Source organism: Streptomyces regalis, from assembly GCF_001509475.1.
GTDB lineage: Bacteria > Actinomycetota > Actinomycetes > Streptomycetales > Streptomycetaceae > Streptomyces > Streptomyces regalis.
Window position 1 is genome coordinate 1 of record NZ_LLZG01000041.1, and the last position, 20,666, is coordinate 20,666.

The 20,666-nt window shown below is 72.0% G+C and carries 18 protein-coding genes; 12 read left to right on the forward strand and 6 right to left on the reverse strand.

The genetic code is table 11. From position 1 onward, the window contains the following. Window positions 1-263: 263 nt before the first annotated feature. Window positions 264-2,096, reverse strand: a complete 1,833-nt coding sequence (locus ADL12_RS08375) for a phosphatidylglycerol lysyltransferase domain-containing protein (protein WP_062700173.1) — start codon at window positions 2,094-2,096, stop codon at window positions 264-266. A gap of 245 nt (window positions 2,097-2,341) precedes the next feature. On the opposite strand from ADL12_RS08375, the gene ADL12_RS08380 reads away from it, so the two are divergent. Next, window positions 2,342-3,460 (forward strand): alpha/beta hydrolase, encoded by a 1,119-nt coding sequence (locus ADL12_RS08380; RefSeq protein ID WP_062700175.1) that lies wholly within the window; start codon window positions 2,342-2,344, stop codon window positions 3,458-3,460. A gap of 156 nt (window positions 3,461-3,616) precedes the next feature. Beyond that, a complete protein-coding gene (locus tag ADL12_RS08385) occupies window positions 3,617-4,954 on the forward strand; it encodes a hypothetical protein (protein WP_079051917.1) in 1,338 nt (445 codons plus the stop codon). Between the two features lie 42 nt (window positions 4,955-4,996). Here the strand turns inward: ADL12_RS08385 and ADL12_RS08390 are convergent, their stop codons facing one another. Both ADL12_RS08390 and ADL12_RS08395 read right to left on the reverse strand, forming a co-directional pair. After that, window positions 4,997-6,331 (reverse strand): PH domain-containing protein, encoded by a 1,335-nt coding sequence (locus ADL12_RS08390; RefSeq protein WP_062700179.1) that lies wholly within the window; start codon window positions 6,329-6,331, stop codon window positions 4,997-4,999. Further along, window positions 6,328-6,876: a PH domain-containing protein gene (locus tag ADL12_RS08395; RefSeq protein WP_062700181.1), complete on the reverse strand. Its 549-nt coding sequence runs from the start codon at window positions 6,874-6,876 to the stop codon at window positions 6,328-6,330. The genes ADL12_RS08390 and ADL12_RS08395 overlap by 4 nt, the downstream gene beginning before the upstream one ends. A 31-nt stretch (window positions 6,877-6,907) precedes the next feature. Here ADL12_RS08395 and ADL12_RS08400 point away from each other — a divergent pair, with 31 nt between their 5' ends. Then, window positions 6,908-8,059, forward strand: coding sequence for an NADH-quinone oxidoreductase subunit D (locus ADL12_RS08400; protein ID WP_062700183.1), 1,152 nt, complete (start codon window positions 6,908-6,910; stop codon window positions 8,057-8,059). 35 nt (window positions 8,060-8,094) lie between these two features. Here ADL12_RS08400 and ADL12_RS08405 read toward each other — a convergent pair whose 3' ends face one another. Then, a complete protein-coding gene (locus ADL12_RS08405; protein WP_062700184.1) occupies window positions 8,095-9,138 on the reverse strand; it encodes an SAM-dependent methyltransferase in 1,044 nt (347 codons plus the stop codon). 118 nt (window positions 9,139-9,256) lie between these two features. Here ADL12_RS08405 and ADL12_RS08410 point away from each other — a divergent pair, with 118 nt between their 5' ends. From ADL12_RS08410 to ADL12_RS08420, 3 genes are all read left to right on the forward strand, one after another. Further along, the gene (locus ADL12_RS08410; RefSeq protein WP_062700186.1) at window positions 9,257-10,471 is read left to right on the forward strand and encodes a sensor histidine kinase; all 1,215 of its coding nucleotides are present in this window, start codon (window positions 9,257-9,259) and stop codon (window positions 10,469-10,471) included. Between the two features lie 98 nt (window positions 10,472-10,569). After that, on the forward strand, window positions 10,570-11,241 hold the full coding sequence (locus tag ADL12_RS08415) for a response regulator transcription factor (RefSeq protein WP_062700188.1): 672 nt from the start codon (window positions 10,570-10,572) through the stop codon (window positions 11,239-11,241). A gap of 70 nt (window positions 11,242-11,311) precedes the next feature. Then, window positions 11,312-11,944 (forward strand): AAA family ATPase, encoded by a 633-nt coding sequence (locus ADL12_RS08420; protein WP_062700190.1) that lies wholly within the window; start codon window positions 11,312-11,314, stop codon window positions 11,942-11,944. A gap of 3 nt (window positions 11,945-11,947) precedes the next feature. On the opposite strand, the gene ADL12_RS08425 is transcribed toward ADL12_RS08420, so the two are convergent. Beyond that, window positions 11,948-13,051 (reverse strand): DUF5937 family protein, encoded by a 1,104-nt coding sequence (locus ADL12_RS08425; protein WP_062700192.1) that lies wholly within the window; start codon window positions 13,049-13,051, stop codon window positions 11,948-11,950. A 144-nt stretch (window positions 13,052-13,195) separates the two neighbouring features. On the opposite strand from ADL12_RS08425, the gene ADL12_RS54880 reads away from it, so the two are divergent. Further along, window positions 13,196-13,333, forward strand: coding sequence for a hypothetical protein (locus ADL12_RS54880; protein WP_167364388.1), 138 nt, complete (start codon window positions 13,196-13,198; stop codon window positions 13,331-13,333). On the opposite strand, the gene ADL12_RS08430 is transcribed toward ADL12_RS54880, so the two are convergent. Continuing rightward, the gene (locus ADL12_RS08430) at window positions 13,323-14,543 is read right to left on the reverse strand and encodes a threonine aldolase family protein (RefSeq protein WP_062700204.1); all 1,221 of its coding nucleotides are present in this window, start codon (window positions 14,541-14,543) and stop codon (window positions 13,323-13,325) included. The two genes, ADL12_RS54880 and ADL12_RS08430, sit on opposite strands and share 11 nt — an antisense overlap. A gap of 217 nt (window positions 14,544-14,760) precedes the next feature. On the opposite strand from ADL12_RS08430, the gene ADL12_RS08435 reads away from it, so the two are divergent. The 5 genes from ADL12_RS08435 to ADL12_RS08455 are packed head-to-tail and all read left to right on the forward strand — an operon-like array spanning window position 14,761 to window position 20,171. After that, window positions 14,761-15,690: a Rossmann-like and DUF2520 domain-containing protein gene (locus tag ADL12_RS08435; RefSeq protein WP_062700194.1), complete on the forward strand. Its 930-nt coding sequence runs from the start codon at window positions 14,761-14,763 to the stop codon at window positions 15,688-15,690. Beyond that, window positions 15,687-16,682, forward strand: coding sequence for a pantoate--beta-alanine ligase (gene panC, locus ADL12_RS08440; protein WP_062700196.1), 996 nt, complete (start codon window positions 15,687-15,689; stop codon window positions 16,680-16,682). Before ADL12_RS08435 ends, panC begins: the two co-directional genes overlap by 4 nt. Continuing rightward, on the forward strand, window positions 16,679-18,388 hold the full coding sequence (locus ADL12_RS08445; protein WP_062700198.1) for an L-aspartate oxidase: 1,710 nt from the start codon (window positions 16,679-16,681) through the stop codon (window positions 18,386-18,388). Before panC ends, ADL12_RS08445 begins: the two co-directional genes overlap by 4 nt. 5 nt (window positions 18,389-18,393) lie before the next feature. Continuing rightward, window positions 18,394-19,365: a carboxylating nicotinate-nucleotide diphosphorylase gene (gene nadC / locus ADL12_RS08450; protein WP_062700200.1), complete on the forward strand. Its 972-nt coding sequence runs from the start codon at window positions 18,394-18,396 to the stop codon at window positions 19,363-19,365. An 8-nt stretch (window positions 19,366-19,373) separates the two neighbouring features. Next, window positions 19,374-20,171 carry a type III pantothenate kinase gene (locus ADL12_RS08455; RefSeq protein WP_062700202.1) on the forward strand — a complete coding sequence of 266 codons (798 nt, stop codon included), beginning with the start codon at window positions 19,374-19,376 and terminating at the stop codon, window positions 20,169-20,171. Window positions 20,172-20,666: the final 495 nt, after the last annotated feature.

Genomic DNA, 20,666 nt, shown 5'->3' on the forward strand with positions numbered 1-20,666 from the left:
GGGTGGGGGTGGGGTGGCTTCCGCTCGGGCCTGTCTTGGGTGGGTGCGGTTCCGGTCACGCGGCGTGGACGTCCCGTTCCGCCACCGTGTGTGCGCATGGGCGCGCAGCGGTGGTACGGCGGCGCAGGAAGCGGAGTGCCGCGCAGGCCCAGGGAGTGCCGGGACGTGCGGTGGCCCGAGCGGCAGCCCTGGGGTGGGGGCGGGGTGGGCTGCCGCTCGGGCCTGTCCTGGAGGCGGCATCACACCGCCCTGGGACGGCCGTGTCACGCCGCGCGGACGTCCCGCTCCGCCACCGCGTGGGCGCACGGACGCCGGGTGGCCGTGCGACGGCGCAGGAAGCGCGGCAGCGGCAGGGCCAGGTTCACGAAGCCCTCCGCCTGCATGGCGGCGAAGCCGAGGCGGGGCAGGTCGCCGGAGGCCCGGTAGACGACGAAGCGGGGCTCCCAGCGGGGCTGGAACTTGGCGTTGAACTTGTACAGGGACTCGATCTGGAACCAGCGGGACAGGAACACGAGCAGCCCGCGCCAGGCGCGCAGCACCGGGCCCGCGCCGATCTTCTCGCCGCGCGCCAGTGCCGAGCGGAACATGGCGAAGTTGAGGGACACGCGCGCGATGCCGAACTTCGGGGCGGCCTGGAGGGCGGCCACGATCAGCAGCTCGTTCATGCCGGGGTCGGCCGAGCGGTCGCGGCGCATCAGGTCCAGCGAGACCCCGTCCGTGCCCCACGGCACGAAGTGGAGGATCGCCTTGAGGTCGCCGTACGCCCCCGGCTCCTCGTCGGCCTTGTGGGCGGTGGCGATGAGACAGTCGCCGTCGGCCGGGTCGCCGACGCGGCCGAGCGCCATGGAGAAGCCGCGCTCGGTGTCGGTGCCGCGCCAGTCCTCGGCGGCGCGGCGGATGCGGTCCAGCTCGGCCTCGCCGAGGTCACCAACGCGCCGTACCCGGGTCTCGTAACCGGCGCGCTCGATGCGCTTGACCATCTGTCGTACGTTGCGCATCGCGCGGCCGGCGAGCGAGAAATCCGGGACGTCCACCACCGCCTCGTCGCCCAGTTCGAGGGCGTCGAGCCCGGTCTCGCGGGTCCACACCTCGGCGCCGGTCTCGGAGCAGCCCATGACGGCGGGGGTCCAGGAGTGGGCCTTGGCCTCGTCCATGAAGCGTTCGATGGCGCCGGGCCAGGCCTCCACGTCGCCGATCGGGTCGCCGCTGGCGAGCATCACGCCGGAGACGACGCGGTACGTCACCGCTGCCTTTCCGCTGGGGGAGAAGACGACGGCCTTGTCGCGGCGCAGCGCGAAGTGGCCGAGGGAGTCGCGGCCGCCGTGCTTGACCAGCAGGGCACGCAGCCGTGCCTCGTCGTCCTCGGTGAGGCGTGCGGCGGGGTGTTCGGGGCGGAAGGCGAGGTAGATCGTGGTGACCGCGGTGATCCAGCCGAGGGCGCCCAGCGAGAAGGCGACCGTCCACGAGGTGTTGCCCTGGTAGTCGACCGGGCCCTCGAAGCCGAACAGGCCGTACAGGACGTGGGTGATGCGGTCGGCCAGGCTCGGGTCGCCGATCAGGGTGTTCGGGTGGGCGCTGACGATGACCAGCCCGAGGGCGAGGGAACCGGCGCCCATGAGGACGAGGTTGGCCAGCGCGCGCCACCTGCTGCGCGGGTCGGGCAGCGCCGCGAACTGGTCGCGGTGGCGCAGCAGGGCCGTGAGCAGCACAACGGAGATGAGGACGCCCACCAGGGAGTGGCGGTACGTGAACTGCGCGACCGCTCCGGCCGGCAGCAGGACGACGGCTGCGCGCCAGGCCCGCCGCTTGCCGCGCTTGAGGCCGTGGGCGAGCAGGAGCAGCAGCACGCCCGCGCTGAGTGACAGCGCGGCCGCGAACGGGCCCGTCGAGCCCGGCAGCACCTCGGCGATGGCGTGCATACGGCTGTGCCGGAAGCGCGGGAAGACGCCCGCGGCGATGTCCAGCAGGCCCACCAGGGCGCAGGCCCTGCCGACGAGAAGGGGAACGGCCTCCGGGCGCGGGCCTCGCAGCAGATGCCGTACTCGGCTCGGCAGGTGCTGTACCTGACTTGATCGTTGGGGAACCCCGCCCGACATTTCCACATCTGTCCTGACAGACATCGCATCCCATTAGTTCTGCGAGAGACCTTGGATCCGGTGCCGATCGGGCATCCGGCGACATTGCGCCCTCTAGGACGGTGTCTCGAGGGGAGAGGTTCACTCAGCTCCTCAAAACCGTTTCAAAGGCCAAGGAAAGTCCGGGGCAAGCCCTTGCGAAGGTGCGGGGGAGGCAGCGCGCAGGAAGCGCGAACCGGGCGGAGAGTGCGGGCAGGTAACCATCGATGGGTCTCACGAGCAACAAGGTGCTGGCGCTGGCGGTTCTGGCCGCCATAGGGCTGTTCGTCGGCACGGTGTGGCTGTGGCCACGGCTGGCCCGGCGCGGCTGGCGGAACGTGAGCGGACGCGTCGGTCTGCTGCTGTCCACACAGCTGATGCTCTTCGCGGCGGTCGGCCTCGTCACCAACCAGGCATTCGGGTTCTACGCCAGCTGGGCCGACCTGTTCGGGCAGGAGACCGACCAGGGCGTCGTCGTGGACCACACGCCGACCGGCGGGCCGCTGGAGGTCGTCGACACGCGGCGCGTGCCCGGCGCGGCCAGTGCCCGGCCGCAGACGGGCGGGCAGATCCAGAAGATCGGCATCGTGGGCCGTACGACGCACATCGCGACGCCCGCGTACGTCTACCTGCCGCCGGAGTATTTTCAGCCGCAATACCGCACGCGTACGTTCCCGGCGGCCGTCGTCCTCACCGGTTATCCGGGTACGGCCCAGGCGCTGGTGGACAAGCTCGACTATCCGCGTACGGCCGCGCGGCTTGCCGGGGACGGCCGTATGCAGCCGATGATCCTGGTGATGATGCGGCCGACCGTGGCGCCGCCGCGGGACACGGAATGCGTGGACATCCCGGGCGGCCCGCAGACCGAGACGTTCTTCGCCAAAGATCTGATCGAGGCCGTGAGCGGCCACTACCGGGTGGGCAGGAAAGCGGGCAGCTGGGGCATCATCGGTGACTCCACGGGCGGCTACTGCGCGTTGAAGCTCGCCATGCACCATCCCCGGGTGTACGCCGCCGGGGCGGGGCTTTCCGCGTACTACAAGGCGCCGATCGACCCGACGACGGGCGATCTCTTCCAGGGCGACGAGGAACTGCGCAATCGCGCGAACCTGTGGTGGTACCTCAAGCACATGCCCGCGCCGGACACTTCACTGCTCGTCAGCAGCAGCAAAGTTGGAGAATCCAACTACAAGGGCACGCTGAAGTTCATTGAGCGCGTGAAGGCCACGAAGCTGACGCGGATCTCGTCGATCATCCTGGAAAGCGGAGGACACAACTTCAACACCTGGCGGCGGGAGATTCCGGGGACGCTGGAGTGGATGAGCGGGCGGCTGAGCAGCAGGTGACTCGACCCGTGACGTGGCCCTCGGGGCTTTGTGATCTTGGTTCTTGGCCAATTCGGTGGCGTATCTGATTCCTGATGCCCTGTGAACGACTCGGGATGGCTGTGTTTTTGCGGGGCGGGGCAACAAGATTCGCCTACGCGCGGTAAGTTTCTGGCCATGCCACGTGGACGTCACCGTCATTCCCCGCCCTTGCACAGGCTGCTGCCACCGTCGGCGATCGCAGGCGTCTCCGTCGTCTGTGCCCTGGCCCCCTGGGTGTTCACCGAACCCATGGTGTTGCGCGGCCTCGCCGCGGCCGCCGCGGCGACGGCGGTCGTCGGTGCGGTCGTCATGCGCCGCTGGGACACCCAGGCGGGCAAGCGCGTCGCCGACCTCACGCGCGCGCGTGCGAGCGACGAGTGGCGGTACGAGGAGCGGGTCGCCGAGCTGGAGACCGACCTCGAGGAGTCGCGCGAGCTGCGCGTGAAGCTGGAGCAGCGGCTGCGGGCCAAGCGGACGGAACTCGCGGGGCTGCGCAACGAGCACGCGGCGCTGCTGCGCCGGTACGCCACGGCGGAGACCGAGCGCGCGAGCGTCCTGGAGGAACGCCGGGTTCTGGAGATTGAGGCGGCCACGCCCGCGCGCGCGTTGCCGCCGGCGCCGGTCGACGGTGCGGCTTCCGCCGCTGCGGAGGGGGCTGTGGCTGCCCCGGCCGAGGCGGAGGACGTGGACACCGAGGACTTGGACACCGAGGGCGCGGAGGAGGCGGCTCAGACGCCGGCCATCTTCTCGCCGGAGGGTTCCCGGCTGTTCCTGCGGGCCAGCGCGGCGTTGGCGCGGTTCGACGGGGACGAGGGCCAGGGGACGCCGGACGGGGACGGTCCGGGGAAGGCCGGGGACGGCTCGGTGAACGACGGCGAGCCCTCGAAGAACGAGCCCTCGAAGAACGAGTCCCCGAAGAACGAGCCGCCGAAGAACGATCCCCCGAAGGGCGACGGTCCCTCCGACGACGAGTCGGTGGAGGCCGGTTCGGGTGCCGTCGAGGCGGCGGTCACCGGCGGGTCCGAGACGGAACCCGCGCTGGAGGACGAGGCGCAGGGGAAGCCCGAGGCGGTCGACGGGCACGAGCGCGCGACCGCCATCCCCACGTCAGGCGCAGTCGCCGAGGCCCAGCCGGCCCTGCCTGCGGCCCGGCAGCCCGCAGGGCACTTCATCGCGCCGACCGCGGTGGCCGTCGTACCGGCGACGCCCGTACGGCGTACGGCGATCGAAGGTGGCTTCGACTTCTTCGGCACCAAGACGGGGGAGGGGCCCTCCGCGCTCGAGTCCGTCCAGAACGAGGACCTCGCCGACGTCGTCGGGCAGGAGGCCCTCGCCCTCCACAAGGCCGAGTCCGAGGCCGGGTTCAAGCCGGCCGACGAGGAGTCCCGGGGCATCGGGCAGGTCATCGACCTGACCGCGCATGACGAGACGGAACAGATCGATGTGCAGGGGCTGCGGAGCGCGGTTTCCTGATTGCGGCCGGTGCGCGCGGGCGGGTCACGCCACGACGGCTGCTCAGGCCATCCACCGGTCCGGCCGCGCGTCCCTCCGCCCGGTGCGTGAGCGCTCCGCCTGCCCCCGTAGCAGCTCCGCCGCCTCCCCGGCGTCCCTCAGCCGGGCGGTCACCGTCTTGTTCGCCCCGGTGTCCACGCGTACGTCGGCCACGCCCCACACGCGCTCCCAGGGGCCCTGAGCCAGCCGTACGCTCTGGACCTTCGCGTGCGGTACGAGCGCCAGGCTCCGCTGGAAGAGGCCGGTCCGGGCGGCGAACACCGCGTCCGTGACGGCCAGGCCATATCCGCGCCACCACACCGGCACACACCGGCCCGCCCGCCGCGGCGGACGCGACAGCGAGGCGCGCGGCGGGACGGTCACCCCGGGCAGCACGCGCGCGACGACCGATTCGGCGACCTCGCGCGGGGCGACCGGGAGCAGGACCGAGTTGGACGAGCCCGCCACGTCCAGTTCCACCCGCACCCACCCGCGCCGCCGCCACAGCAGCGGTTCGACGATCCGTACGGTCTGGACGCGGCCGGGCGGCACCGTCTCGTGCGCCCGGTCGAGCAGGCCGTGGTCGAGACGCAGCCCGTCCGGTGACTCGCCCACCGTCCAGTCGTACTCGGTGACGAACCGCCCCACGCTGCTCGCCCCCGCCGCGCCGAACAGCGGAACCGCGGTCGCGAGGACCGTCCATACGCTTTCCGTGGCCAGCCAGAGGATGGTCGGTACGACGATCGCGGCGGCCAGCGTCGCCCAGGTGGCGCCGGTCAGGACGAGCGAGACGGCCAGGACGCCCGGGGGCACGCGCAGCAGTTCCTGGGACGGCGCCTCGCCGACCTCGTGCGCCGTCTCGGGCGCGAAACCGGCGGCGCGCGCGAGGAGTTCCGCGCGCAGCGCACGCGCCTCCTCCGCACCCAGGAAGGCGAGTTCGTCCTTCTTGTCCGTGCCTATGACGTCGAGTTTGAGCTTCGCGACGCCCGCCACGCGCGCGAGCAGCGGCTGGGTGACGTCGACGGCCTGGATGCGTTCCAGCCGGATGTGCGCGGTGCGCCGGAACACCAGGCCGGTGCGGATGCGCAGTTCGGTGTCGGTCACCGCGAAGTGCGTGAACCACCAGGTGAGGAAGCCGTACAGGGCGGCCGCGGGGACGAGCACGGCGACCGCGAGCAGAATCGTGGTGGTCGTCAGCCTGGTGAGCTGGCGCTGCGCCTGGTCGGGGTCGTGCACCGCCCAGCCGATGAGCACGGCGACCGGCGCCCACGCGCGCCTGAGCGGCGTCACGGGGTGCAGCCGCCGGTCGGTCACGGGCCGCTTCTCGCGTATGGCGTCGTCGACGCCGGGCGCCGTCACAGCCCCGCCGATCGTGCCTCGCCCAGCTCGGTGAGCCGGTCGCGCAACCGTTCCGCCTCGGCCGGGTCGAGGCCGGGGATGGTCGCGTCGGTGGCCGCGGCGGCCGTGTGTAGCTGCACGCTGGCCAGCCCGAAGTGCCGCTCCACGGGGCCGGAGGTGACCTCGACCAGCTGCATCCGGCCGTACGGCACGACCGTCTCCTCACGCCACAGCACGCCCCGGCTGATCAGCAGGTCGTCCGCGCGCTCGGCGTAGCGCCACGAACGCCAGTTGCGGCCGATCATCACCCAGCCCCACGCCATCAGGGCAAGCGGCAACAGCGCGAAGGCGGCCCAGCCGGGCCCGGCGAGCAGCCCGAGCAGCAGGGCCAGGCCGATCGTCAGCAGCCCCAGCCACACCACCAGCAACAGCCGCCGCATCTTCAGCAGCCCCGGCGGCAGCCCGGTCCAGCCCGGCTCGGCCTCCGCCCCTTCGGCCTCCGCCCCTTGGTCCGCCACCCGCTCGTCTCCCGCCGTCCCCGTGTGCTCCGGGCTCCCCGTCTCCATGAGGCCAGCGTACGTAGGGGAGACTGTGTCCATGACTCCTACGACGGAGACCATGGTCGGTATCGGCGGCGCCGCGGAGAGCACCGACATGGTGCTCAACATCGGTCCCCAGCACCCGTCCACGCACGGCGTGCTGCGCCTCAAGCTCCTCCTGGACGGTGAGCGCATCACGCGCGCGGAGCCGGTGATCGGCTATATGCACCGCGGTGCGGAGAAGCTGTTCGAGGCCCGCGACTACCGCCAGATCATCATGCTCGCCAACCGCCACGACTGGCTGTCGGCCTTCTCCAACGAGCTGGGCGTCGTCCTCGCCGTGGAGCGCATGCTCGGCATGGAGGTGCCCGAGCGGGCGGTGTGGACGCGGACGCTCCTCGCGGAGCTGAACCGGGTGCTCAACCACCTGATGTTCCTGGGGTCGTACCCGCTGGAGCTGGGCGGGATCACGCCGATCTTCTACGCCTTCACGGAGCGCGAGGAACTCCAGCACGTCATGGAGGAGGTCTCCGGCGGGCGTATGCACTACATGTTCAACCGGGTGGGAGGCCTGAAGGAGGACCTGCCGGCCGGCTGGACCACGCGCGCGCGTGCCGCCGTCGCCGACGTACGTTCGCGCATGGACCGCTTCGACGACCTGGTGCTCGGCAACGAGATCTTCCGCGGGCGCACGCGGGGCGTGGGCGTCCTCGCGCCGGAGACCGTGCACGCGTACGGCGCGAGCGGGCCGATCGCGCGTGCCTCGGGCGTCGACTTCGACCTGCGCCGTGACGAGCCCTATCTCGCCTACGGCGAGCTGCAGGACGTCCTGAAGGTGGTCACTCGCGAGGAGGGCGACTGCCTCGCCCGGTTCGAGTGCCTGCTGGAGCAGACCCACAACGCCCTCGACCTCGCCGACGCCTGCCTGGACCGTCTCGCCGAGCTGCCGCCCGGGCCGATCAACCAGCGCCTCCCCAAGGTCCTCAAGGCGCCCGAGGGCCACACGTACGCGTGGACCGAGAACCCGCTCGGCATCAACGGCTACTACCTCGTCAGCAAGGGCGAGAAGACGCCGTACCGGCTCAAGCTGCGCTCGGCGTCGTACAACAACATCCAGGTGCTGGTCGAACTGCTGCCGGGGACGCTGGTCGCGGACATGGTGGCGATTTTGGGGTCGATGTTCTTCGTGGTGGGGGACATCGACAAGTAGGGCGGGTCCGACAGGTCAAAGGCGGGTCCGACAGGTCAGGCGAGTGGTTCGAGTGGGTTCGGAATTCCAACCGGCTGGACCAGCCACCCGAAGTCCCCGAGCCCGCCTGTCGCGGTGAGTTCGGTGGCTTCTCCTGCGGTCGCGAGGGCGCGTACGTACTCGGCCGGGCGCGTGGAGGCCAGCTCGAGCGAGGGGCGTGTGCCTGAGATGCCCAAGGTGTGCAACGCCTCGCGCTGGGACACCAGGCGCGCGCCGGACAGCGCACACGCCGTCGCGCACGCGTCCAGGGCGACATGCGCCGTGATGTCGCAGGAACCGTCCGGCACGGGCGCCGTCTCCCGCCCCTCGCGGAAGCCGGTGAGCGTCCCGAAGGGCGGCCGGGCCGGCGCCGTGTGCGCGTAGTCCACGGCGATCGCGAGCCCCCGCTCCAGTGCCGAGACGGCGGCAGCCCAGGCCTCGTCCCGCGGCAGCCCGATCTCGGCCCGGAGCCCTTCGCCTTCCTCGTCTTCCTCGGCCTCCGTACCCTGCGCACGCCCCAGCGGCCACCACCGCTCCAGCCACTCCGCCTCCGCGCCCACGACCGGCTCCCCGAGGCGCTCGGTGCCGTCCCGTCGTACGAGGACCCGGCGGGGTACGCCCATGGAGTCCACCTCCGTGACCTCCACGGGGATGTTGTCCAGCCACTCGTTGGCGAACAGCAGGCCCGAGATCCGCTGTGGCGGCTGGGGCAGCCACTCGATCCGGTGATCCAGGGTTTCCGGGCGGTCGGCGACCTCGACGGCGTACGCACGCGTGCGTGCCGCCACCTCGGCGGGGAGGGCGGCCAGTACGCGGGTGACCAGTTCGCCCCGCCCTGCCGCCATGTCCACGAAGTCGAGGACCGCGGGCCGGCCCAGAGCCTCGTCGACCCGGCACAGCAGCCGGGCCACGGCACCGGCGAAGAGCGGCGACGCATGGACGGACGTACGGAAGTGGCCGGCCGGTCCCTCGGGGCGGCGATAGAAGCCGTCCGGCCCGTACAGGGCGGCTTCCGTTGCCGCGCGCCACCCGAGCCACTCGTCCGTCGTCTCTGCTGTCACCGGCCCAGGCTAAGCGCACAGGAGAACGCAGCCTCCACCTTGCGGAGTACGCGCGCGTGGTGCGGATCGGCCCTCCGGTTGACCCCTGCACGCATCTCGCTTCCCTACGCTGGGTTACGTGCAGCGCCTCTATGACTTCCTCCGCAGGCACCCGACAGGGGTCGACACCTTCTGGGCCGTCCTTCTCTTCGGGATCTCTGTGATGAGCACGGCCGTCCAGGAGGAGGCCGGGCAGGAGGTTCGGGGCACCCGGTCCGCGGCGCTCGTCGTCCCGGTCGTCCTCCTGTTGTGCCTGGTCATCGCACTGCGCCGGCGTATGCCGGAGAAGATGCTGCTGCTGGCCATCGGCGTCGGGGTGGCGCAGCTGGTACTGGACGTGTCGACGACGGCCGCCAACTTCGCCTTCCTGGTGATCACCTACACCGTCGCCGCGACCGGCGCCCGCTGGGCCTCCCGGCTCGCACTGGCCGTCGGACTGGGCGCGGCACCCTTGGCGCAGCTGCGCTGGCCGGAGAACGACTCGAGCATCCTGGGCACCGTGGCCCTGATGATCTTCATGACGGTGCCGTTCGCGCTCGCCTGGGTGCTCGGCGACTCGATCCGCACCCGCCGCGCGTACTACGAGCAGCTCGAGGAGCGCGCGACCCGGCTCGAAAAGGAGCGCGAGGCGCAGGCCAAGGTCGCGGTCGCCGCCGAACGCGCCCGGATCGCGCGCGAGCTGCACGATGTCGTCGCGCACAACGTCTCGGTGATGGTGGTGCAGGCCGACGGCGCCGCCTACGTCCTCGACGCCGCCCCGGACCAGGCCAAGAAGGCCCTGGAGACCATCTCCTCCACCGGCCGCCAGGCCCTCGCCGAGATGCGCCGCCTGCTCGGGGTGCTGCGCACCGGCGAGCACCAGGAGGGCGGCGAGTACGTCCCGCAGCCCGACGTCGAGCAGATCGACGAGCTCATCCAGCAGTGCCGCACCTCCGGCCTGCCGGTCGACTTCAAGGTCGAGGGCACCCCGCGCCCGCTGCCCAGCGGCGTCGAGCTGACGGCGTACCGCATCGTGCAGGAGGCGCTCACCAACACCCGCAAGCACGGCGGGCCGAACGCCGGCGCGAGCGTGCGCCTGGTCTACTTCGACGACGGTCTCGGCCTGCTCGTCGAGGACGACGGCAAGGGAGCCCCGCACGAGCTGTACGAGGAGGGTGGTGCCGACGGCCAGGGGCACGGCCTGATCGGTATGCGCGAGCGGGTCGGCATGGTCGGCGGCACCCTGGACGCGGGGCCGCGCCCGGGCGGAGGATTCCGCATCAGTGCGCTGCTGCCCCTCAAACCAGCACACTGACCTTGAGCATGTCCTTTGTTGACACCTGTAACGCCCCTGTAGAACGCCCCGCAGAACCCCCCTGTAGACGGATACGGAAGACACGGAAGAGGACCCCGATGACGATCCGCGTGATGCTCGTCGACGACCAGGTGCTGCTGCGCACCGGGTTCCGGATGGTGCTCGCCGCCCAGCCGGACATGGAGGTCGTCGCGGAAGCGGGCGACGGTGTCGAGGCCCTCCAGGTGCTGCGCTCGACCCCCGTCGACGTCGTGCTGATGGACGTGCGCATGCCGAAGCTGGACGGCGTGGAGACCACCCGCCGCATCTGCTCGGAGCCCGAACCGCCCAAGGTGCTGATCCTGACCACCTTCGACCTCGACGAGTACGCCTTCTCCGGGCTGAAGGCCGGCGCCTCCGGCTTCATGCTCAAGGACGTGCCGCCCGGCGAGCTCCTCGGCGCCATCCGCTCCGTGCACAGCGGCGACGCGGTGGTGGCCCCGTCGACGACCCGGCGGCTCCTGGACCGGTTCGCCCCCATGCTGCCCTCCGCCGGCAAGGAGCCCCAGCACAAGGAGCTGGAACGGCTCACCGACCGCGAGCGCGAGGTCATGGTGCTGGTCGCGCAGGGCCTGTCCAACGGCGAGATCGCCGCCCGGCTGGTGCTGTCCGAGGCGACGGTGAAGACCCACGTCGGCCGCATCCTGACCAAGCTGGGGCTGCGCGACCGCGTGCAGGTGGTGGTCCTGGCCTACGAGACGGGGCTGGTCCGGGCCGGCGGACACGGCTGAGCACGGCCGGCGGGTGCGGCCGAGACCGTGGCGTCACCCGCGTGTGACCGGCGCACACTAGGGTCTGCGCATGCTCCTGTGGATCAACGGCCCCTTCGGGGGCGGCAAGACACAGACCGCACACGAGATCCAGCGCCGCCTGCCCGGCAGTGTCATCTGCGACCCCGAACACCCCGGTTTCGGTCTGCGCCGCATGCTTCCGCCCGAACTGCGCGGAGACTTCCAGGACTTGGCGTCCTGGCGGCAGGGCGTCGTCGAGGTCCTCGACCTCGCCCTCACCAAGCACGACGGCGTGGTGATCGCCCCCATGACGGTCACCAACCCCGACTACTTCGCCGAGACGGTCGGCCGGCTGAGCGAACTCGGCCACGACGTACGGCACTTCACGCTCCTCGCCGAGCGTGAGACCGTCCTGAAGCGGCTGCGCGAGCGTGGTTTCGGGCACCTCCTTCGGTACGTCGCCGGGAAGAACGCCGCGCTGCGCCGCGAGACTTGGGCCGTGCAGCAGCTCGACCACTGTCTGGAGCGGCTGCGTGAGCCGGAGTTCGCCGAGCACCTGTGGACGGACCACTCGACCGTGCCGAAGACGGCGGACCGCATCGCTGTCCTGGCCGGGCTGACACTCCGGTCGAACAACGAGGGCACGCTGCGGACTCGGCTGCGGCAGGTGGGGGTCGGGATCAGGCACATCCGGTTCGACTGACGGTCACCTCAGGAGCGCTTCGAGGAAGTCACTGCCGAGCCGAGCGACCGCGGTGGCGTCCAACTGGTGCAGGACGTACCGCCCCCGCCGGCGGGTGGTGATCAGGCCCGCCTTCTTCAGGACGCTCACGTGCCGGGATATCTCGGGCGCGGTCATGCCGTGGATCTGGACGAGTTCGCTCGTGGTGTACGTGCTGCGGGCGAGGCTGCGGCAGAGCTGCATCCGCACCGGGTGGGACAGGGCGGTCATCCTCAGGGTCAGCTGGTCGACCGAAGGTGGCGCGGCGAGCCCGGGGGAGCCGACCGGGTAGTGCAGCACCGGTTGCCAACCGTGCCGATCCAGCACCTGCAGATGCGGCCAGCCCAGGCTCGTCGGCACGAGCAGCAGGCTGCTGTCCTTGATGACGGTGTGGCCCAGGCGCAGCTTGTCGATGGTGACCCTGTTGGCGGCCTCGTCGACGCTCACCGCCGGGGACACCGCGGTCAGTGCCCCGGTCAGCCCCTTGTGCCGCAGAAGGTCGGTCTTGCGGCGGGCGTCCGCCGCGAGCTGGTAGCGCAGCCGGGACCAGGCGTCCGCGAAGAACGCCTCGTCGCAGTCCTCCAGGAACTGCCGCAGCCAGGCCCGGATGCGCGGCGGATCATCGAGCAGCCGCCGGCTGAACCGCAGCTGCTGCGGCCCGCGCGCGGCGGCCAGCTCCAGAGCGCGTTGGCGCAGCTCCGCGTCGGCCGGCACGGAAGGTCCCTGCGTGGTTGACGGAAGCGTGCACGTGAACTCCAGGGCGGCGTCCACGAACTGCTCGTCCGTCAGCTTGTCCAGCAGGTCCAGCTCCTCGGCGAGCGTCGCGCCGGGCAGCGCTCCGCCCGGGATGCCCGCGTAGGGCAGGAACAGATCCGAGAACGTCGTCCGCCACAGGAAGTCGGCCTCGCACATCCGGTCGGCCAGGTGCGGATCGAGCCGGGCGGTGGCACTCGTCGCCCAGCCTTGCAGGCCCGGATGATGCCCCGGCTCCGACAGCGCGTGCAGCGCCATGCCGAGCTCGGCCAGGGGCGAGGGAACGACGGCTACCCTCTCCGGCCGCAGCCCCGCGATGTCGATGCTCACGCTCATGCCCTCATGGTGCACCCCGCCACTGACAACGCCTCCGTCGATTGACGGGAGCCGTCAATCGACGCGACGTGACGGCCGGGCCGACGCAACCTGGGAGGTCTCCGAAGTCTCCCGCGTCTCCTACGTCCGAGAAGGCGACCCGCCATGAGCATCACGCAGCACCACCTCCTCGATGCCTACCGTGCCCAGCGGCTCGGCGAGCCCGCCCCGCCCGCGCCCGGCATCCACGATTGGCAGGCCCTGCGCCGGTGGCTGCATCTGAGGCCGCGTTCTACTTGCTGACCTCCTCGTTCAGCCGGGCCACGAACTCCGCGACCGCCGTCTTCACATCGTCGGCCGTCCACTCCAGGCCGGCGGCACGTACGGAGACCTCGGTGCAGGCCAGGCCCGGGCCCTTGGCGTCCCAGGCATGGCCGAACAGGACGGTCTTCGTCTCCTCGGCCTGCCGGAGCGCGGCCTCCGTGACGACGTCGACGTCGTACGGCAGCCAGACCTGGAACTCGTTCGTGTGCGGCGGCTCGGGGTGGACCCGCGTCCACGGAACCCCGGCCGCCGCGAAGCCGTCCCGCAGCGCGGCGGCCACCACGCGCGCGTGGGCCACGTACTCGGGCAGCCGGGGCAGCTCCCGCTCCAGTCCGGCGAGCGCCGACAGCGCGGTGGGGAACTGCTGGAACACCGTGCCGCCGTAGCGGTGCCGCCAGGCCTTCGCCTCGTCCACCAGCGTCTGCGGCCCGGCGAGCACCGCGCCGCCGAAGCCGTCGAGGGACTTGTAGAACGACACGTACACGCTGTCCGCCAGGCCCGCGATCTCCTCCAGCGGGCGGCCGAAGTGGACGGTGGACTCCCACAGGCGCGCGCCGTCGAAGTGCACCACCGCGTCACGCTCTCGCGCCGCCTCCACGACTTCGATGAGCTCCTCCCAGGAGGGCAGCACGAAACCGGCGTCCCTGAGGGGCAGTTCGAGCATCAGCGCCCCGAACGGCTCGTCGAAGTCGCGCACCTCGTCGGCGGTCGGCAACCGGGGCTCGCTCGTCACGTGGACCGGGCGCAGACCACTGACCTGGCTGAAGGCGTCGCGTTCGTGCATCTCGGGGTGGGCCAGTGCGTGCAGGGCGACGGTCGGGTTGCCGGTGCGGCCCGCCCAGCAGCGCAGGGCGACCTGCTGGGCCATGGTGCCTGTCGGGAAGAACGCGGCCGCCTCCTTGCCGAGCAGCCCTGCGACCTTCTCCTCCAGGGCGCCGACGATGCCGTCGCCATAGAGGTCCACCGTCTCGTCCAGGTCGTGCAGATCCAGCGCACGCGCCTCGTCCAGCAGCGCCAGGCGCTCGCGGAGGGTGCCCAGGAAGCCGGGGCGTGCGAGAACCTGTCGCGCGCCGCGATAGGCGGCGATGCGCCGCTCCCGACGCCGTTTGCGCTGCTCGGCGTCCGACAAGGGCTCCGACTCCTCGGGCCGCTCGATGTGTCGCCCGGTCTGTTCCGCCGTATCGCTCATGCGCGGGATCATGCCGTGCGCCCACACGCGCGAGCACGCGCATTTCCGTCCGCACGCCGTCCGCACGCCGTCCGCACGCCGCGCCCGCCCTCCCGGCGCGGGGCGTGCGATAACCCACAGCCTGTGGACAACCGGACGCCCCTCGAACCGATCGCGTTAACATGACGAGAAATCGTCCGGTACCCAGAGCGGACTGGAACGGGAAGGCCTCCGTCGCGTGAGTACAAGCCAACAGCCAGATCCCAGGGACCGCCCCGCGCGGCTCACCGTCGGTGTCGTCGGCGCCGGCCGCGTGGGCCCCGCGCTCGCCGCGTCCCTCCAGCTCGCCGGGCACCGCCCGGTCGCCGTCTCCGGCGTTTCCGACGCCTCCCGGCGACGGGCCGCGCAGCTGCTCCCCGACGTGCCGCTCGTGCCGCCCGCCGAAGTCCTCGCGCGCGCCGAGTTGGTCCTGCTGACCGTCCCGGACGACGCGCTGCCCGGGCTGGTCGAGGGCCTCGCCGAGACCGGGGCCGTACGGCCGGGCCAGCTGCTGGTGCACACCTCCGGTCGATACGGCGCGAAGGTCCTGGACCCCGCCCTGCGCGCGGGCGCGCTGCCGTTGGCCCTGCATCCGGCGATGACCTTCACCGGCACTCCCGTGGACGTCCAGCGCCTGGCCGGCTGCTCCTTCGGCGTCACCGCGCCCGAGGAGCTGCGGCTGGCCGCAGAGGCCCTGGTCATCGAGATGGGCGGCGAACCCGAGTGGATCGCCGAGGAGATGCGCCCGCTCTACCACGCGGCCCTCGCGCTTGGCGCCAATCACCTGGTGACGCTGGTCGCCCAGTCCATGGAGCTGCTGCGCGAGGCCGGTGTGGCGGCCCCCGACCGGATGCTCGGCCCGCTGCTCGGCGCCGCCCTGGACAACGCCCTGCGCTCCGGCGACGCGGCCCTGACCGGCCCCGTCGCGCGCGGGGACGCGGGCACCGTCGCCGCGCACGTGACGGAGCTGCGGCGGCACGCCCCGCAGACCGTCGCCGGGTATCTCGCGATGGCGCGCGCGACCGCCGACCGGGCGCTCGCCCACGGACTGCTCAAGCCGGAGCTCGCCGAGGACCTCCTCGGGGTACTCGCCACCGGGACCAACGGGGCCGAGGGAGACGCCCGATGACCACCACCCTGCTGCGCACCGCCGACGAACTGCACGCGCGCGTGCGCAGCGGCCGCCGCGCCGTCGTGATGACCATGGGCGCCTTGCACGAGGGCCACGCCACCCTGATCCGCACCGCGCGCCACATCGCCGGGCCGGACGGCGAGGTCGTCGTCACCGTCTTCGTGAACCCCCTGCAGTTCGGCAAGGGCGAGGATCTCGACCGCTATCCGCGCACCCTGGACGCCGACCTCAAGATCGCCGAACAGGCGGGCGCCGACGCGGTGTTCGCCCCCTCCGTGGACGTGGTCTACCCGGGCGGCGAGCCCCAGGTCCGCATCAGCGCCGGCCCCATGGGAGAGAGCCTGGAGGGCGCCTCGCGCCCCGGCCACTTCGACGGCATGCTCACCGTCGTCGCCAAGCTGCTCCACCTCACCCGCCCCGACGTCGCCCTGTACGGCCAGAAGGACGCCCAGCAGCTCGCCCTGATCCGCCGCATGGTGCGCGACCTGAACTTCGGCGTCGAGATCGTGGGCGTCCCGACCGTGCGTGAGGAGGACGGCCTCGCGCTCTCCAGCCGCAACCGCTACCTCTCGCCCAAGGGACGGCGCACCGCGCTCGCGCTCTCCCAGGCGCTGTTCGCCGGCCGTGACCGCCACGCCGCGCAGGAGGCGCTGCGCGCACGGGCGCGCGAAGTGCCCGCCACGCGCGCGCGTGCCGAGGCGCTCAGCGCCATAGGGGAGTCCCGCGCGGCGGCCGACGCGCATGCCGTGTCCAAAGCCGTCCCGGGCGCCCCGGCGGCCGTCCTCGCGGCGGCCCGCCTGGTCCTCGACGAGGCCGCCCGCCTCGACCCGCCGCTCGAACTGGACTACGTCGCCCTCGTCGACCCGTCGGACTTCACCCAGATCACCGAGGACGACTTCACCGGCGAGGCCGTCCTCGCCGTCGCCGCCCGGGTCGGGACGACCCGGCTGATCGACAACATCCCCCTCACCTTCGGAGCCGCCTCGTGACCAGCACAGGCATACGACTGCACGCGCCCGCGCCCGGGTGGTCCATCTCCGCGGACGTCGTGGTCGTCGGCTCCGGCGTCGCAGGTCTCACCGCGGCCCTGCGCTGCGAGGCCGCCGGCCTGACGACCGTCGTCGTCACCAAGGCCCGCCTCGACGACGGCTCCACCCGCTGGGCCCAGGGTGGCATCGCCGCGGCCCTCGGCGAGGGCGACACCCCCGAACAGCACCTCGACGACACCCTGGTCGCGGGCGCGGGCCTGTGCGACGAGGACGCGGTCCGCATCCTCGTCACCGAGGGGCCCGACGCCGTACGCCGCCTCATCGAGACCGGCGCCCACTTCGACGAGTCCGAGGAGGGCGGCCTGGAGCTCACCCGCGAGGGCGGCCACCACCGCCGCCGTATCGCCCACGCCGGCGGCGACGCTACCGGCGCGGAGATCTCCCGGGCCCTCGTCGAGGCGGTACGCGCGCGTGGTCTGCGCACGATCGAGAACGCGCTCGTCCTCGACCTTCTGACGGACGCGGAGGGCCGTACGGCGGGCGTCACCCTGCACGTCATGGGCGAGGGCCAGCACGACGGCGTAGGGGCGGTCCATGCGCCCGCGGTGGTCCTCGCGACCGGCGGCATGGGCCAGGTCTTCTCGGCGACCACGAACCCGTCCGTGTCGACGGGCGACGGAGTCGCCCTCGCCCTGCGCGCGGGTGCTGAGGTGAGCGACCTGGAATTCGTCCAGTTCCACCCCACCGTCCTGTTCCTCGGCCCGGACGCGGAGGGCCAGCAGCCCCTGGTCTCCGAGGCCGTACGCGGCGAGGGCGCGCACCTGGTCGACGCCGACGGCGTGCGCTTCATGCTGGGCAAGCACGAACTGGCCGAACTCGCCCCCCGGGACATCGTCGCCAAGGGCATCATGCGGCGCATGCAGGAGCAGGACGCCGAGCACATGTTCCTCGACGCCCGCCACTTCGGCGCCGACATGTGGGAGCACCGTTTCCCGACGATCCTCGCCGCCTGCCGCGCCCACGGCATCGACCCGGTGCACGACCCCATCCCGATCGCCCCGGCCGCCCACTACGCCTCCGGCGGCGTCCGCACCGACTCCCAGGGCCGTACGACCGTCCCCGGCCTGTACGCGTGCGGCGAGGTGGCCTGCACGGGCGTGCACGGCGCGAACCGCCTGGCCTCCAACTCGCTCCTCGAAGGCCTGGTGTACGCCGAGCGCATCGCGGTGGACATCACGGCGTCCCGCACGTCGAACGGCCTCCACGCACGCGTGCCGCACCCCGTGCCGTACCCCGAAACCCCCGAGCACCCCCTGCTCGCACCCGAGGCCCGCTTCGCGATCCAGCGGATCATGACGGACGGCGCCGGCGTCCTGCGCTCCGCCGAGTCCCTCGCCAAGGCCGCCGAGCAGATCCAGCAGCTGCACACCGACGCCCGCGACGCCCTCGCCGAGAACGGCAAGACCGCCGAGCCCGGCGTCGACACCTGGGAGGCCACCAACCTCATGTGCGTGGCCCGAGTCCTGGTCGCCGCCGCACGCCTGCGCGAGGAGACGAGAGGCTGCCACTGGCGTGAGGACGAGCCCGACCGCGACGACACGACCTGGCGCCGCCACATCGTCGTACGCCTGAACCCCGACCGCACACTGGCCGTGCACACCACCGACACCGCAGACTTCCCCCCGACCCGGCCCCAGGAGCAGTGACAGAAGTGACCACCCCCGACCTTCCCCTCGCCTCGACCGGCGGCTGCGGCGACGACTGCGCCTGCGGTGCCGACGAGGAGTACCTGGAGTGCGGCCTCGACCCCGCGCTCGCACAGCTGCTGGCCGACGTGGGCCTCGACCCGGTCGAGATCGAGGACATCGCCAACGTCGCCATCCAGGAGGACCTGGCACACGGCGTGGACGTGACGACGGTCGCCACGATCCCCGAAGAGGCGACCGCCACCGCCGACTTCGTCGCGCGCGAGGCGGGCGTGGTGGCGGGCCTCAGGGTCGCCGAAGCGGTCGTCTCGATCGTCTGCGAGGACGAGTTCGAGGTCGAGCGCCACGTGGAGGACGGCGACAAGGTGGAGGCAGGCCAGAAGCTCCTGTCGATCACCACCCGCACCCGAGACCTCCTCACGGCCGAACGCAGCGCGCTGAACATCCTGTGCCGCCTGTCGGGCATCGCGACGGCCACGCGCACGTGGGCGGACGTACTGGAAGGCACGAGGGCACGGGTCCGCGACACCCGCAAGACGACCCCGGGCCTGCGCGCGCTGGAAAAGTACGCGGTGCGCTGCGGAGGCGGAGTCAACCACCGCATGTCCCTCTCCGACGCGGCCCTGGTGAAGGACAACCACGTAGTGGCCGCAGGCGGCGTGTCCCAGGCCTTCAAGGCGGTCCGCGAAGCCTTCCCCGAGCTCCCCATCGAGGTCGAGGTGGACACGCTCCACCAGCTCCGCGAGGTGGTGGACGCGGGCGCGGACCTGATCCTCCTGGACAACTTCACCCCGGGCGAGTGCGAGGAGGCGGTGGCGATCGTGGACGGCCGGGCAGCACTGGAGGCATCCGGCCGCCTGACCCTCGCCAACGCCAAGGCGTACGCGGAGACGGGCGTCGACTACCTGGCCGTAGGGGCCCTCACCCACTCCTCGCCGATCCTGGACATCGGCCTGGACCTGCGAGCGGCGGAGTAGGAACGGGCATGCTCCTCACCATCGACGTAGGCAACACCCACACCGTCCTCGGCCTCTTCGACGGCGAGGACATCGTCGAACACTGGCGCATCTCGACGGACGCCCGCCGCACGGCCGACGAACTGGCGGTCCTCCTCCAGGGCCTGATGGGCATGCACCCGCTCCTCGGCGAGGAACTGGGCGACGGCATCGACGGCATCGCCATCTGCGCCACAGTCCCCTCCGTCCTTCACGAACTACGCGAAGTGACCCGCCGCTACTACGGCGACGTCCCCGCGGTCCTGGTCGAACCGGGCGTCAAGACGGGCGTGCCGATCCTGACGGACAACCCGAAGGAGGTCGGCGCGGACCGCATCATCAACGCGGTGGCGGCCGTGGAGCTCTACGGCGGCCCCGCGATCGTCGTCGACTTCGGTACGGCGACGACGTTCGACGCGGTGAGCGCGCGCGGCGAGTACGTCGGCGGTGTCATCGCCCCCGGCATCGAGATCTCGGTCGAGGCACTCGGCGTCAAGGGCGCCCAACTCCGCAAGATCGAGGTGGCCCGCCCGCGCAGCGTGATCGGCAAGAACACGGTCGAGGCGATGCAGTCCGGCATCATCTACGGCTTCGCCGGCCAGGTGGACGGCGTGGTCAGCCGCATGACCCGCGAACTGGCGGAGGACCCCGACGATGTCACGGTCATCGCAACGGGCGGCCTGGCGCCGATGGTCCTGGGCGAGTCCTCGGTCATCGACGAACACGAGCCGTGGCTGACCCTGATCGGCCTACGCCTGGTGTACGAACGCAACGTCTCCCGCATGTGACTCCGTCGGCCGGGCCGGGCGCACTGCCACCGCCTGCCCGGACGCCGACGTCGGGACTTGAGTACGGCCCGCTTGGCGGGTTGCGCGGGGTGACTGCGTCGGCCGGGCGGAGCCACCGGGTGCCGTCCGCTTGTTGGGTTGTGCGGCGTTGTGGCTGGGCGGGGGTGGGCCGCGCGGCCCGGCGCGGGGTGACTGCGTCGGCCGGGCCCAGCCACCCGGTACCGCCCGCTTGTTGGGTTGCGCGGCCCGGCGCTGGCGGGGTGCCGCCCGCGCCCACCCGTGCCGCCCCAGCGGCACGACTGCCCGCGGTTGGGGCGGACGGGCGGGGCTGGGCGCGGGTTGGTGGACGGGGACGGGATTGCGCGCGCCTCAGCGGATGGACGGGGCTGTGCGCGGCTTAGACGTCATCTCATTTGGCTGGGTAAGCTGCCGGTCGTGGCAGGGATCGTTGAGCGGCTGGTGCCGGACGAGTTGTGGGAGCTGTTCGCGCGGGTG

Excerpts from the sequence above, each read along its gene's own strand:
- ADL12_RS08400 (WP_062700183.1), top strand. The coding sequence starts at position 6,908 with ATGACTCCTACGACGGAGACCATGGTCGGTATCGGCGGCGCCGCGGAG.
- panC (WP_062700196.1), top strand. The coding sequence starts at position 15,687 with ATGACCACCACCCTGCTGCGCACCGCCGACGAACTGCACGCGCGCGTG.
- ADL12_RS08375 (WP_062700173.1), bottom strand. The coding sequence starts at position 2,096 with ATGTCGGGCGGGGTTCCCCAACGATCAAGTCAGGTACAGCACCTGCCG.
- ADL12_RS08420 (WP_062700190.1), top strand. The coding sequence starts at position 11,312 with ATGCTCCTGTGGATCAACGGCCCCTTCGGGGGCGGCAAGACACAGACC.
- ADL12_RS08425 (WP_062700192.1), bottom strand. The coding sequence starts at position 13,051 with ATGAGCGTGAGCATCGACATCGCGGGGCTGCGGCCGGAGAGGGTAGCC.
- ADL12_RS08395 (WP_062700181.1), bottom strand. The coding sequence starts at position 6,876 with ATGGAGACGGGGAGCCCGGAGCACACGGGGACGGCGGGAGACGAGCGG.
- ADL12_RS08455 (WP_062700202.1), top strand. The coding sequence starts at position 19,374 with ATGCTCCTCACCATCGACGTAGGCAACACCCACACCGTCCTCGGCCTC.
- ADL12_RS54880 (WP_167364388.1), top strand. The coding sequence starts at position 13,196 with ATGAGCATCACGCAGCACCACCTCCTCGATGCCTACCGTGCCCAGCGG.
- ADL12_RS08380 (WP_062700175.1), top strand. The coding sequence starts at position 2,342 with ATGGGTCTCACGAGCAACAAGGTGCTGGCGCTGGCGGTTCTGGCCGCC.
- ADL12_RS08430 (WP_062700204.1), bottom strand. The coding sequence starts at position 14,543 with ATGAGCGATACGGCGGAACAGACCGGGCGACACATCGAGCGGCCCGAG.
- ADL12_RS08385 (WP_079051917.1), top strand. The coding sequence starts at position 3,617 with ATGCCACGTGGACGTCACCGTCATTCCCCGCCCTTGCACAGGCTGCTG.
- ADL12_RS08415 (WP_062700188.1), top strand. The coding sequence starts at position 10,570 with ATGACGATCCGCGTGATGCTCGTCGACGACCAGGTGCTGCTGCGCACC.